This window comes from Rhodococcus sp. 06-156-4, assembly GCF_002259345.1.
Lineage (GTDB): Bacteria > Actinomycetota > Actinomycetes > Mycobacteriales > Mycobacteriaceae > Rhodococcoides > Rhodococcoides fascians_E.
In genome coordinates this window covers 211987-226214 of the sequence record NZ_NPGB01000011.1, presented here as the reverse complement: position 1 = coordinate 226214, position 14228 = coordinate 211987, and the positions used below count along the sequence as shown (strand labels likewise).

General features: G+C 65.0%; 10 protein-coding genes. 6 read left to right on the top strand and 4 right to left on the bottom strand.

The window, feature by feature from the left end:
* Positions 1-42: 42 nt before the first annotated feature.
* Positions 43-237, bottom strand: coding sequence for a 50S ribosomal protein L35 (rpmI, locus tag CH290_RS06900; RefSeq protein WP_019665809.1), 195 nt, complete (start codon positions 235-237; stop codon positions 43-45).
* Between the two features lie 93 nt (positions 238-330).
* A complete protein-coding gene (gene infC, locus CH290_RS06895) occupies positions 331-1032 on the bottom strand; it encodes a translation initiation factor IF-3 (protein ID WP_020112045.1) in 702 nt (233 codons plus the stop codon).
* Between the two features lie 394 nt (positions 1033-1426).
* On the opposite strand from infC, the gene CH290_RS06890 reads away from it, so the two are divergent.
* On the top strand, positions 1427-1777 hold the full coding sequence (locus CH290_RS06890; protein WP_026347894.1) for a DUF1844 domain-containing protein: 351 nt from the start codon (positions 1427-1429) through the stop codon (positions 1775-1777).
* A 219-nt stretch (positions 1778-1996) separates the two neighbouring features.
* On the opposite strand, the gene uvrA is transcribed toward CH290_RS06890, so the two are convergent.
* Entirely contained in the window at positions 1997-4921 is a 2925-nt protein-coding gene (gene uvrA, locus CH290_RS06885) for an excinuclease ABC subunit UvrA (protein ID WP_019665812.1), read from the bottom strand.
* A 252-nt stretch (positions 4922-5173) separates the two neighbouring features.
* On the opposite strand from uvrA, the gene CH290_RS06880 reads away from it, so the two are divergent.
* From CH290_RS06880 to CH290_RS06870, 3 genes are all read left to right on the top strand, one after another.
* On the top strand, positions 5174-5863 hold the full coding sequence (locus CH290_RS06880) for an MBL fold metallo-hydrolase (protein ID WP_033188601.1): 690 nt from the start codon (positions 5174-5176) through the stop codon (positions 5861-5863).
* 126 nt (positions 5864-5989) lie between these two features.
* Positions 5990-7327 (top strand): DoxX family protein, encoded by a 1338-nt coding sequence (locus CH290_RS06875; protein WP_033188600.1) that lies wholly within the window; start codon positions 5990-5992, stop codon positions 7325-7327.
* A gap of 118 nt (positions 7328-7445) precedes the next feature.
* Positions 7446-9755 (top strand): HelD family protein, encoded by a 2310-nt coding sequence (locus tag CH290_RS06870; RefSeq protein WP_033188599.1) that lies wholly within the window; start codon positions 7446-7448, stop codon positions 9753-9755.
* A 66-nt stretch (positions 9756-9821) separates the two neighbouring features.
* Here CH290_RS06870 and CH290_RS06865 read toward each other — a convergent pair whose 3' ends face one another.
* A complete protein-coding gene (locus CH290_RS06865; protein ID WP_019665816.1) occupies positions 9822-10274 on the bottom strand; it encodes a universal stress protein in 453 nt (150 codons plus the stop codon).
* Between the two features lie 184 nt (positions 10275-10458).
* Between CH290_RS06865 and CH290_RS06860 the strand changes: the two genes are divergently transcribed.
* Both CH290_RS06860 and CH290_RS06855 read left to right on the top strand, forming a co-directional pair.
* Positions 10459-13377, top strand: a complete 2919-nt coding sequence (locus tag CH290_RS06860; protein ID WP_052083086.1) for an alpha/beta fold hydrolase — start codon at positions 10459-10461, stop codon at positions 13375-13377.
* Positions 13374-14228, top strand: coding sequence for an ABC transporter permease (locus CH290_RS06855; RefSeq protein WP_019665818.1), 855 nt, complete (start codon positions 13374-13376; stop codon positions 14226-14228). The genes CH290_RS06860 and CH290_RS06855 overlap by 4 nt, the downstream gene beginning before the upstream one ends.

Below are 14228 nucleotides of genomic sequence, written 5' to 3'. Positions count from 1 at the left end.
ATGGGATGACGCCGGCGAAGTGCGCCGACTACGAAGTCCAGATCAGATGCCGAGCAGGCGCTTGATCCGCGGCTCGTCAGCCTTCGTGACGACTGCAACGCCGTCGAGACGGCGGGTCACCTTGGTGGCCTTGTGCTCCAGCAGGTGGCGACGGCCGGCCTTCTGACGCAGGATCTTGCCGCTGCCGGACACCTTGAATCGCTTCTTGGCGCCACTGTGGGTCTTCTGCTTGGGCATGGAGTCCTCAGTTCTGTGTTGCTCTTCGGTCTTGCTCGGCACGATCCGTGCCGGTGATCACCGGCACGGATCGTCTTACTGGTCGTGCTTGGTTCAGGAGCTCGGCGGCGTCGCCGCAGCCGGAGCATCTCCCGCTGCAGGCTCGGCAGGTGCGGGCTCGGCGGCCGGAGCCGGAGCTGCCGCACGCTGAGCCGGCGGAGCTGCCGCGCTCTCCTGCGCCTTGACGCGAGTCTTGGCACCCTTGTGAGGGGCAAGGACCATCGTCATGTTGCGTCCGTCCTGCTTCGCGGACGTTTCCACGAAGCCGAGATCAGCTACATCCGCTCCCAAACGCTGGAGCAGGCGGAAGCCGAGCTCGGGACGCGACTGCTCGCGTCCGCGGAACATGATGGTGACCTTGACCTTCGAGCCGGCTTCGAGGAAGCGAACGACGTTTCGCTTCTTGGTCTCGTAGTCGTGTGCGTCGATCTTCGGGCGGAGCTTCTGCTCCTTGATCACCGTCAGAGTCTGGTTCTTGCGCGATTCACGCGCCTTCTGTGCTGCCTCGTACTTGAACTTCCCGTAGTCCATGATCTTGCAGACCGGCGGACGAGCGTCGGGAGCCACTTCTACGAGATCGAGATCGGCTTCGAGAGCCAAGCGGAGTGCATCTTCAACACGCACGATGCCAACCTGTTCACCGCCCGGTCCGACTAGACGAACCTCGCGAACACGGATGTTGTCGTTAATGCGAGTCTCAGTGCTGATGGGGCCTCCTAGGTAGTGCGATGTGGGGTCGAGCCGACCGCCTGGCACAGCCCGCCTGCCCGCTTGTCCTACGACGACGGCGCCGCCGGGACGTCCATGCCTTGCGGCACTGACCCGTACAACGCAAAAACCCTGCTCAGCATTTCCGCTGAAGCAGGGCCCGAAGTCGACCGGCCGGACGAACACCGCACGCGATGCACATCCCCTCTCGCGAGGAAGCTCGGCACTGCGCCTCTACGGCGCCTGTCCGAGTGACCGGACCGGAATCAACCTGAGCTGAAAGCCGGTGGGAGTCGGGCTCCACTTGCTGCCTTCGAGTAACAATCCCCAGCTGGAGAACGCGTCGAAGACGGTCGTTGAAGAACTGTACCAGCCGACCAGGCTGTTCGCCGAATCGGCGCTGGCGGACGCTGTTCACCATCGCCGTGACATCCTCGTAGACATGAGCAACCCCGAACATGCCGACGAGCCGGACGTCCGCGAACTCGCCGACGTCCCCGCCGTCGAGGTGATCAGCCGCGCCGCCGTGATGCTGATGAGCTCCGCAGCCGAAAAACTCGGACTGTCCGAAGCCGACCCTTCCTCCAGCCCCCACCTCGACCTCGACGAAGCCCGACGAGTCATCACCGCCCTCGCAGGACTCGTCACCTCCTCGGTCGAATACCTCGGACCCCACGCAGGCCCCATCCGCGAAGGACTCCAGGCACTGCAGAAAGCCTTCCGCGAAAACTCCGCCTACCCCGACGAGCCCGGCAAGGGTCCCGGCGAGAAATACACGGGGCCGGTGTACTGATCACCCGCTCCCCTGTCGGACCGAACGTGCCGTCTGGTCACTTGAAGGGACTGAACGTGCCGTCTGGTCACTTGAAGGGACTGAACGTGCCGTCTGGTCACTTGGAGGGACCGAATGTGCCGTTCGGTCACTTGAAGTGACTGAACGGCACATTCGCTCCGGAAAGAGCGGGAAGAACCGGAGCGAATGTGACGTTCGGTGCAGAGACGGTCGGGGAGGTCAGACGGCTGCGGCTTTGCGGGGACGCCGCTTCTTGACCGGTGCCTTCTTGGTTTCCTTCACAGGCTCGCGGGTGAGAGCCTCCTGCAGGAACTTGCCGGTGTAGCTCTCCGGCACTGCAGCGACCTCTTCGGGGTTGCCCTGGGCCACGACGGTGCCTCCGCCGGAACCGCCTTCCGGACCCATGTCGATGATCCAGTCCGACACCTTGATGACGTCGAGATTGTGCTCGATGACGATGACGGTGTTGCCTTTGTCCACCAGTCCGTTGACGACGCCGAGCAGTTTGCGGATGTCCTCGAAATGCAGGCCGGTCGTCGGTTCGTCGAGAATGTAGACGGTCCGACCGGTGGAGCGTTTCTGCAGCTCGGACGCCAGCTTCACTCGCTGCGCTTCACCACCGGACAGCGTGGTCGCCGGCTGACCGAGCCGGACGTAACCGAGGCCGACCTCGACCAAGGTCTTGAGGTAACGGTGGATGGACGTGATGGGCTCGAAGAACTCGGCTGCCTCTTCGATCGGCATGTCCAGTACCTCGGAGATGGTCTTTCCCTTGTAGTGCACTTCGAGTGTCTCGCGGTTGTAGCGAGCTCCGTTGCACACCTCGCACGGGACGTACACGTCGGGAAGGAAGTTCATCTCGATCTTCAGCGTGCCGTCGCCCGAGCATGCCTCGCACCGACCGCCCTTGACGTTGAACGAGAATCGGCCTGGTTGGTACCCGCGCACCTTCGCCTCGGTGGTGGCCGCGAACAACGTTCGGATCTTGTCGAACACACCGGTGTACGTGGCCGCGTTGGAGCGCGGCGTACGCCCGATGGGCGACTGGTCGACGCGCACCAGCTTGTCCAGCTGGTCGAGTCCGTTGATTCGCGTGTGCCGTCCGGGGACCTGTCGAGCACCGTTGAGCTTGTTCGCCATGACCGTCGCGAGAATGTCGTTCACGAGCGTCGACTTTCCCGATCCCGACACGCCGGTGACCGAGGTGAGCACACCGAGCGGGAAACTGACGTCGATTCCCTTGAGGTTGTGCTCGCGAGCACCGACGACGGTGACCTGACGCTTCTTGTCCACCACACGCCGGAGGTCGGGCAGCGGGATCTCGAGGCGACCCGCGAGGTAGGCACCCGTCAGGGACTCCTCGTTCTTCAGCAGGTCCTGGTAGGACCCGCTGTGTACGACGCGTCCGCCGTGCTCGCCCGCCTGCGGTCCGATGTCGACGACCCAGTCGGACGTACGGATGGTGTCCTCGTCGTGCTCGACGACGATCAGGGTGTTCCCGAGATCTCGTAGTCGTGTGAGGGTGTCGATGAGTCGACGGTTGTCCCGTTGGTGCAGGCCGATGGACGGCTCGTCGAGGACGTACAGGACGCCGACGAGACCGGATCCGATCTGCGTGGCGAGCCTGATGCGTTGAGCCTCTCCGCCGGAGAGGGAACCGGCTGCGCGGGACAGCGAGAGGTATTCGAGGCCGACGTCGAGCAGGAACCCGAGCCTGGCCTGGACCTCCCGAAGGACCTGACCTGCAATGGCCTCTTCCTTGGCCCCGAGGGTGAGGCTGTTCAGGAAGTCGGCGGTGTCGGAAATGGACAGACGGCAGACGTCGGCGATGGACTTCGCCCCGAATCCCCCGGCCTCGATGGTGACCGAGAGGATTTCCGGCCGAAGACGATCGCCACCGCACGCCGGGCACGGGACGTCACGCATGTACCCGTCGTAGCGTTCCTTCATCTGCTCGGATTCTGTCTGTTCCAGCCGGCGATGCAGGAAGGGCATGACGCCCTCGAACTCCGCGTAGTAAGAACGGGTACGCCCGTACCGGTTCTTGTACTTGACGTGCACTTGGTGCTCGCTGCCCTCCAGGACAGCGCGCTTCACCTTCGCGGGCAGCTTGTTCCAGGGCGCGTCCAGGTCGAAGCCCATTGCGTCCGACAACCCGGACAGCAGCCGACCGAAGTACTCCGATGTCTGGCCCATCGACCACGGCGCAATGGCACCGTCGGCCAAGGACAGATCCGGGTCCGGTACCACCAGATCCGGGTCGACCTCCTTGCGCACACCGAGCCCGAGGCACTCCGAACACGCGCCGTAGGGCGAGTTGAACGAGAACGACCGGGGCTCGAGATCATCGATCGACAGCGGATGCGCGTTGGGGCAGGCCAATTTCTCGGAGAAGCGACGCTCGCGATCGGGCGAGTTCTCGTCGATGTCGACGAAATCCAGGACGACGATCCCGTCGGCGAGGCGTAGCGCCGTCTCGACCGAGTCCGTCAACCGCTGCTTCGAACTGGCTTTCACCGTGAGGCGGTCGACCACGACCTCGATGTCGTGCTTTTCCTGCTTCTTGAGCTTGGGGGGATCGGTCAACTGGTGCACCACGCCGTCGACGCGGACTCGCGAGTAGCCCTGAGTGTTCAGCGACTCGAACAGGTCGACGAATTCGCCCTTGCGGGTACGGACAACCGGAGCGAGCACCTGGAACTTGATGCCCTCCTCCATCGCGAGCACCTGGTCCACGATTTGCTGAGGTGTCTGCTTGGCGATCTTCTCCCCACACACCGGGCAGTGAGCCGTGCCGGCGCGCGCGAAGAGCAGACGTAGATAGTCGTACACCTCGGTGATGGTGCCGACGGTCGAGCGCGGGTTGCGGTTGGTCGACTTCTGATCGATGGACACCGCGGGCGACAGACCCTCGATGAAATCGACGTCCGGCTTGTCCATCTGACCGAGGAACTGACGGGCATAGGCAGACAGCGATTCGACGTAGCGTCGCTGACCTTCCGCGAAAATGGTGTCGAACGCCAGCGACGACTTACCCGAACCCGAGAGCCCGGTGAAGACCACGAGACTGTTGCGCGGCAGGTCGATATCGACCCCCCGCAGGTTGTGTTCCCGCGCACCTCGAACGACCAGGCGATCCGCCACAATTTTCCCTTCTTTTCGGAAGTCTTCGAACATCGGACGCCGATACCGACGACTCTCGGGTACCACCGACCGAACCGATCCAACCGATGCTGTTGTGATGCACACGTGAAGATCCAGTTCACGCACGAGCAATGCTAGGCCGACCCACCGACACGTTTGCTCGGCGCCGCAGCACTCGGTGGCTACGCAAGGCCCAGGACTTACACAGGGTCGAACAGGCAACGTGCTCGCGCCGACGGTAGCCTCCTCGCAATGGACGAGCACCTCATGGTCATCGACGACCAGTACACCGGCGCGGTTTCCCCGGGATCGACGCCTCAGCGACGGCAGATCTCCGGCGGCACGATCACGAAGATGTCGGTCGGCCCGATGGACAACAACTCCTACCTCGTCGTTTGTTCCACCAGCGGCGAGTCGCTTCTCATCGACGCCGCCAACGAGGCCGAGCGCCTGTCACAGCTCATCGACGAGAACGCGCCGACCCTGAGCTTGATCGTCACGACTCACCAGCATGCGGATCACTGGCAGGCGCTCGAGGACATCGCAGGCGGAACGGCGTCGCCCACGGCTGCACACACCTTGGATGCGGAACCGCTGCCGGTCACCCCGGACCGCCTGTTGGCCGACGGCGACACCATCGAGGTGGGCAGCCTCACACTGAAAGCGATTCACCTGCGTGGTCACACACCCGGGTCCATCGCGCTCGCTCTCACGGACGGCAAGTCCGGTGTCACGCATCTCTTCACCGGCGACTCGTTGTTCCCCGGCGGTGTCGGAAAGACCTCCACACCCGAGGATTTCACGCAGTTGCTCGACGACGTCTCGTCGAAACTGTTCGACGAGTACGGGGACGACACCGTCGTCTATCCAGGGCACGGCAAGGACACCACGCTCGGCGCCGAGCGTGGATCGCTGGACGAGTGGCGCTCGCGCGGCTGGTGATCTTCTCGGCGCGCTTGAGATGCCCGAACCCCGGGTATGGATACGGTGGAGCGGCGCAGGCACCTGTCCTCGGAGGGGTGTCCGCGTCGAACATCGACGTTCATCGACCCATCCAGGAGGCTGTCAATGCTGGTCCGCCGTATCGCTCGTCCGCTGATGTCGACCATCTTCATCGCCGGAGGGATCGACGCGCTGCGTAACCCCGCCGGGAAGGCGAAGGTTGCGGCACCCCTGATCGAGCAGGGGCAGGACACACTTCCTGACAGCGTCACATCGAACGTGCCGAGCGATCCCGAGACCCTCGTCCGCATCAACGGCGCGATTCAGGTCGGCGGTGGAATCCTCCTGGCGACGGGCAAGGCCCCGCGGATCGCGTCGCTCGCTCTGGCAGGCAGCCTCGTGCCCACCACTGTCGCGGGCCACGCCTTCTGGAACGAGACCGATCCCGCCGCGAAGGCCGCACAGCGCACCCAGTTCTTCAAGAACGTCAGCTTGCTCGGTGGTCTTCTGATCGCCGCCGTCGACACCGAGGGCAAGCCGTCCCTCGCATGGCGTGGACGTAGGGCTGCACGCAAGGCGCAGGAATCCGTCGTCTCGGCATTGCCGGGGACTCACGACACCGCCGACCACCTCGGTGCCGCCACCGGCCGCATCCGCGAGATCGCGTCGGTGGCTGCGAGCCGTAGCGCGGACCTCGCCGAGGCAGCACAGCCGGTCGTCTCGAAGTGGGCCGACGTCGCTGCCGAGAAGAGTTCCGATCTCGCCGAGGCAGCACAGCCCGTCGTGTCGCACTGGGCCGACGTCGCGGCGGACAAGGGATCCGACTTCGCCGACGCCGCCCAGCCGGTCATCTCACGATGGGCCCACAAGGCCGCAGATCGGGGCCACGACCTCGCCGAGGTCGCGCAGAAGCGCGGCTCGAAGCTCGCCGAGGAAGCAGCCGATCGTGGACAGGATCTGGCGAAGGTCGCGCAGAAGCGCGGTTCCAAGTGGGCCGAGACCGCCGCCGATCGCAGCGAGGAACTGACCGAACTCGCTCAGAAGCGTGGCTCGAAACTCGCGAAGAAGGCACAGAAGCGTGGTTCGCAGCTGGCCGAGGAAGCCGCGGACCGCGGCGCAGAGCTGGCCGAGCTGGCTCAGAAGCGCGGCTCCAAGTGGGCCGAGACCGCCGCCGATCGCGGTGCAGACCTCGTCGATGCCGCCCAGGACCGAAGCGGAAAATGGGCCGACGTGGCGTCGGCGCGTGCGGCGGAGTTCGCCGACGTCGCTCAGGAACGCGGAAGCAAACTGGCGGAGCTGGTTGCGGACCGCACGGAAACCCTGAGCAACCGGGCACGCAAGCGCGCGGAGAAGCAGAGCCGTGAGTTCGACAAGGCAACCGAGAAGGCTCGCGCGAAGCTGGACAAGAAGGTCGAGAAGGCGCGCAAGGAGCTCGACAAGCGCGTGCAGAAGTACTCCAAGTAGGTCGAACCGACCCGAGAGCCCCATCCGCGAGCAGCTGTTCTGCGGTGGGGCTCTCGTTCGTCGTAGACTACTTGGGCGATTTTCGCGCATCTATTCGCCGAACTCCCGAGGAGAACCTTTGCCGGACGACGGCCTTTCGGTCACCAGCGATCAGCACGTGACCGACCAGGATCGCGAGCAGTCCTACGTCACAATGCTCTACGACCAACTCGACGCCCTACGGAAGTACGCGCAGAATCGGCTCAGCACCGTCTTGCTCGAAACCGGGGGCACACCGCAGGCGCGAAGTGAACGGGAATCGTTCACGCATCTCTACACCGACGACATCGCGAAGTACGACGCCGCCGAGAACGGCCTGTGCTTCGGACGGATCGACCTGTCCACCGACGGTGACGACTCGCCGGTCCGCTACGTCGGCCGTGTCGGGATTCTCGACGAGGCCAACGACTACGAAACCCTGCTGCTCGACTGGCGTGCGCCCATGGCCCGCCCGTTCTACCTCGCCACGCCTGCTGCGCCGGAGAACGTGCTTCGTCGGCGCCACATCCGTACGAGGAGTCGTCGGGTCACGTCTTTGGCCGACGAGTACCTCGATCTCGCCGCCGCGCAGGAAGTCGGCCTGAGTTCCGATTCCACCGGTGTCGCCGGCGAGAGCGCGTTGTTGTCGGCTCTGGACGCGGCCCGCACGGGGCAGATGAACGACATCGTCGAGACGATTCAGAGCGAACAGGACGCCATCATTCGCTCCGAGCACCGCAGTGTGCTGGTGGTGCAGGGAGGGCCCGGTACCGGTAAGACCGCCGTGGCACTTCACCGTGCCGCGTACTTGCTCTACACCTATCGTCAGCAGCTCGCCAAGAGCGGTGTGCTGATCATCGGGCCGAACGCCACATTCCTGGACTACATCGGCCAAGTACTCCCCTCGCTCGGCGAGACCGGAGTGCTGCTCTCCACCATCGGCAACCTCTACCCGGGGGTGCGGGCGACGCTCGAGGACTCCACACTCGCTGCACAGGTCAAGGGATCGACGTCGATGGTCGCGGTGCTCACCAAGGCGGTACGCGATCGCCAAGAGGTGCCGTCGGAACCGAAGCGACTGCGTTTCGACACCTACGACATCACCCTCGACCGCAAGATCGTCACCCGTGCTCGGGGCCGGGCCAGATCGTCGCGGCGGCCCCACAACCTGGCGCGGCCGCTGTTCGTGGCGTCCGTCGTGGACGGGCTCGCACAACAACTGGCGGCGAAGTTGGGTGAGAACGTGGTCGACGGTGGCAGCCTTCTCAGCCGGGACGACATCGCCGACATGCGGGACGAGATGAAGGAAGACGCCGACGTCATGGCGGCGATCGACGAGCTGTGGCCGGATCTCACTCCCCAGCAAGTACTCCGAGACCTGTTCGCTTCCCCGGACCGGATCGCGTCGGCTGCGCCGGACCTCACCCCCGCGGAGCGTGACGCATTGGTCCGACGCGGACGCGGATTCTCGTCCGCCGACGCACCGTTGCTGGACGAACTCGCCGAATTGCTCGGCATCGACGACAACGCGGAACGCGAACAAGCAAATCGTCAGTGGCGCAACCAAATCGCCGACGCGCAGGGAGCACTGGACATCCTCACAGGGTCCGCACCGCAGGATCTCGAAGACGAGCTCGACCCCGAAATTCTGATGGCATACGACCTGATCGACGCGAGTCAGCTCGCCAGCCGACAGGACTCCGGGGCACGTCTCACCACGGCCGAACGCGCCGCCGGTGACCGCACCTGGACGTACGGGCACGTCATCGTCGACGAGGCTCAGGAACTGTCCGACATGGCGTGGCGAATGGTCATGCGGCGCATACCGAATCGGTGGATGACCCTCGTCGGAGACGTAGCTCAGACCGGCGACCCCGCCGGTACCACGTCGTGGGCTCGAGTACTGGAACCGTATGTCGCACAGCGGTGGAAGAAGACGGAGCTGACGGTCAACTACCGAACGCCGTCGGAAATCATGACCGTCGCCCGTGACGTTCTCGCGGCCATCGACCCGGTTCAGTCGGTGCCACGATCGGTACGAGATTCCGGCAATGTGCCGTGGGCGCAGGAAGTCGCCGAGACCTCGTTGCCGCGCACCGTCGAACAGCGTCTTGCCGAGCACCCACGCCCAGGCATCAGCGTCGTGCTGGCACCCCACGACAGAGTCGACACGTTCGCGCATCTGAGATCGGACACCGTGACGGTGTCGACGGTCAAGGACGCGAAGGGACTGGAATTCGACTCGGTTCTCATCGTCGAGCCCTCGGACATCATCGACGAATCCCCCATGGGCATGAGTGATCTCTACGTCGCTCTGACGCGCGCGACGCAGCGTCTGGGTGTCGTGCACAGCCGTCCGCTGCCCGTCGAACTCCGCTCGCTCGCACCGTTCGAGGCCCTCGTCCACTGACCCACGCAGTACCTGACCGCACGACTGTGGCCCGGCGGGCAGTCCGCCGGGCCACAGTGATCTCGTCTACCTGACGGTGTGAACGATGAGGACGTCGCTGGTGGACTTCCTCGCTGCGTCGGACGGGACGGAACCCAGCAACCGACCGGTCAGCGAATTGAGTCCGCGGTTTCCGACGACGAGCAGATCCGCCTTCACATCGTCGACCAGCTGAAGCAAGGACTCGACGGGGGCGCCGACGATCGCACGCTCGTCGATGTTCTTCGCGCCTGCCTTGACCGCATGCTCACGCGCGGTCCGGAGGATGTCGTGCGTCGGAGCGGAACCGGTGATCTGGTACGCATCCTCGCGCAACGCATCGGCTGCCTTGCCTGTGTCCTTGGGATCGGCCGGATAGTAAGCGCAGGCGATCACCAGCGTCGCGTCCGCGTCGCCGGCGATCGACGCAGCCTTCTCCACTGCGCGCAATGACGACTCGGACCCATCGGTTCCGACGACGACGGTGCGATAGGCACTCATTCATTCCTCCAGTTGTAGGTGTTCTGTCACACATTCGACGATGCTTCTACGGGTGCGGTCGTGGTCGATCACAAGCCGATCTGCCCGTCCCCGTACCCGTTTCGATGACCCTATCTGCATCCGCCGGATGTGAGGCGGAGTTCGCCGACAACACGACTCTCGCGCCTCACATACATTGGTTCACATGCACATCCCCCGGCCGCTTCGGTCGCCCGGAACCGCCGCGTTCGCCGTACTTCTCGTTGCGATCGTTCTGGCTGTCTCGATCTTCTTCGTATTCCGCTCCCCCGCCTCCCAGGATGCGGCGTCCACCCTCGACACGAGGATCACCGTACCGGAGGCCCCGGGCAGTGCCGAGACGATCGATCTGGATGCCCGCCTGTACGTGCCCGAGGTGACGCCCGCGCCTGCCGTGTTGCTGGCCCACGGATTCGGCGGCGACAAACTGTCGGTCGACGGCCAAGCTCGCTCGCTTGCCGCTGACGGTTTTCTCGTGCTCACCTACAGTGCACGCGGCTTCGGTGACAGCGGAGGAGCAATTTCCCTCAACGACCCGGACGGTGAAGTCGCGGACGGCCGCGCATTGATCGACTGGCTCGCCGAGCGGCCCGAAACTCTCCTCGATGGCCCCGGCGATCCACGTGTCGGTGTCGCGGGAGGTTCGTACGGTGGCGCGCTCGCCCTGAGTGTCGCCGGAACCGATCCACGCATCGACGCGGTCGCCGCAGCCATCACGTGGAACGACCTCGGCCAGGCCCTGTTCCCCAACTACGGCGTCACCAGCGACGAAGCACGCGCCTCACTGGCCGCGATCGACTCACCCGCCGGATCCGTGTACGGAGGACCCGGTGTCCTCAAACGAGGATGGGCGGGCGTGTTCTTCGGCGCCGGAAGCACGCCGCCGCCGGACACCAGCGGCGGCGCCGACGCGACCTCGACGGGCTGCGGCCGTTTCGCGCCCGAATTCTGTGCCGCGTACGCGCAGTCTGCGGTGACCGGAGAGCCGACACCCGAACTACTCGCTCTCCTCAGCGCGCACTCACCCACAGCCGTCGCGTCGAACATCACAGCCCCGACGCTTCTCGTGCAGGGTCTGCAGGACACGCTGTTCGGACTCGACCAGGCCGACACGACCGCCCGCCAGATTTCGGAGGCCGGCGGTGACGTGGAGGTCCGGTGGTTCGGCGGTGGGCACGACGGGGGCGGAACCAACGGCGGCTCCGACAACGCGATGAAGGACTTCCTCGACGCGAAGCTCCGCGGCCCGGACGCCGCCGAGAGCAGCGAACAACCGTTCAACTATGCCGTACAAGGATCCGCCGTCGAACAGGAACGAGCGCGGAACCGCCGGATGACCGCCCCGGACTACCCAGGCCTCGCGGGCGACCCGAAGCCGTCGTCGGCACAATTCGTCGATGTCGATCTGTCCCCGAAATCCGCGGCCACCGCGGACGGCGCGCAGGAGGATCCTTCGGCGCAGGCCCCTCCTCCGGCCGAGCAGACCATCGTGAGGCCACCGGGCGCATCCCCGTCGGCGATCTCGTCCGTCCCCGGTCTCGGTTCGGCTCTGTCCGCCCTGACCGCTACTCCGGCGGGTGCTGCGCTGTCGGCCGACATTCCCGGTCAGTCGGCAACGTTCGAGGGCACGCCACTCGCCGAACCACTCAACATCACAGGCTCGTCGCGTGTGAATCTCCGCATCGGTGCATTCGCTCAGCCCCAGGAAGCAGTTGTCTTCGTCAAGCTCTACGACGTCGCGCCCGACGGTCGCCGCACGCTTCCCGGTGGCGGCGTCGCTGCCGTGAGACTGCCGAGTACCGCCACGGAAGGGTCGATCCCCGTCACCGTCACGCTGCCGGGCATCAGCTATGCAGTTCCACAGGGCCACCACATCGAGATCTCCGTGTCGACGACCGATCAGGCCTACGCGGTCCCGCTCGAGCCGGCCCAATTCGTCGTGTCCCTCGATGACCCGACCCTGTCGGTCCCGTCCGTCGAAGGCACGTCGACGAGCAGCAGTTCCGTGCCGACGGCTCCGCTCGTCGGTATCGGTGTGATCGCACTCGCGGTGGCCGCGCTGATCGGCGTCAACGTCGTTCGGGGACGCCGCAGGATCGTCGCCGAGGTCGACGAGTCACTCGTCGAGACACCTCTTGTCATCACCGGACTCGAGAAGACCTACTCCAACGGGTTCAAAGCCGTGAACGGCGTGGGCTTCGAGGTGAAGAAGGGCCAGGTGCTGGGTCTCCTCGGTCCGAACGGGGCAGGCAAGACGACGACACTGCGCATGCTCATGGGTCTCATTACTCCGACCGCGGGTGAAATCCGGGTGTTCGGACACAAGGTGTCACCAGGATCGCCGGTGTTGTCCCGCCTCGGATCCTTCGTCGAAGGATCCGGCTTCCTCCCACACCTCAGCGGCAAGGAGAACCTGCGGCTGTACTGGCAGGCGACCGGTAGACCGCCCGAGGACGCCCACCTGGAGGAGGCGTTGGAGATCGCCGATCTCGGCGCCGCCATCGAACGCAAGGTGAAGTCCTACAGCCAAGGCATGCGGCAACGTCTGGCCATCGCGCAGGCGATGCTGGGACTACCGGACCTGATGGTCCTCGACGAACCCACCAACGGTCTCGATCCGCCCCAGATCCGCACGATGCGTGACGTCCTGATCAACTACGCGAAGACAGGACGTACCGTGCTGGTTTCGAGCCACCTGCTGGCCGAGGTCGAACAGACATGCACCCACGTCGTGGTCATGAACCGCGGCTCGGTCATCAGCTCCGGCACCGTCCGCGAACTGACCGAAGCCAAAGGCCAGACCGAAGTGCGCGTCGACGACGCAGAGCGCGGCGCGCGCGTTCTCGAACGGCTCGACCTGCACCCAGCCGTCGTCGACGACACGACACTCCGAGTCGACCTCGGCGCGCTCGACCCTGCACGGGTCACCCGGGCGCTGTTCGACGACGGGCTGCAGCTTCGCGGCCTCTCGCAGTCGACGCGACTCGAAGACGTGTTCCTCGACCTCGTCCACAACGACGCCCTGCCCGCGGCGTCGACGGAAGGAGACCCCATGAGCGCGGCGTCGACCAAGGAGACCCCATGAGCGCGCATTCGGATGGACGAGTGGACGGCTACTCGGCTGGAAAGACGCTCCCGTTCCGGACCGAACTGCGACGCCAGTTCGGGCGACGTCGGACACAGCTCTCGATCGGATTTCTCGCCCTGCTCCCGGTGATCCTGGCGATCGCGTTCGCGGTGGGCAGCAACTCGGCGGACTCCGATGCAGGCGGCCTCATCGAGCTCGGCACGCGCGGAGGCGTCAACTTCACCGTGTTCGCACTGTTCATGTCCGTCGGATTTCTGCTCATCGTCGTCGTCGCGCTGTTCTTCGGCGATTCGGTGGCCAGCGAGGCGTCCTGGTCGTCACTCCGATATCTGCTGGCGATCCCGGTTCCGCGCACACGCCTGCTGATGCAGAAAGCGTTGGTGTCCGCAACGCTGTCCATCGCGGCGATCGTCACGCTGGTAGTGGTGTCCCTAGCCCTCGGCACGGTGCTGTACGGCGCCGAACCACTGGTGACACCGTTCGGCGACGGCTTGTCCTACACCGAGGCTCTGGGCCGCTTGGCGATTGCCGTGCTCTACATCTGCATCAACCTGTTGTGGGTCGCGGGCCTGGCGATGTTGCTCTCGGTCCTGACCGATGCACCGCTCGGAGCCGTCGGCGGCGCGGTGATGACCTCCATCCTGATGCAGATCCTCGACCAGATCACCGCCCTCGGCTCGCTGCGCAATTACCTGCCGGGTCATTACGCGAACACGTGGATCGACGCATTGTCGCCCACGATCGAATGGAACGACATGGTCGTCGGATCCTTCTCGGCCCTTGCCTACGCGGCGGTCTTCGGAGTTGCGGCCTGGCAGCGATTCTCGACGAAGGACATCACCAGCTGA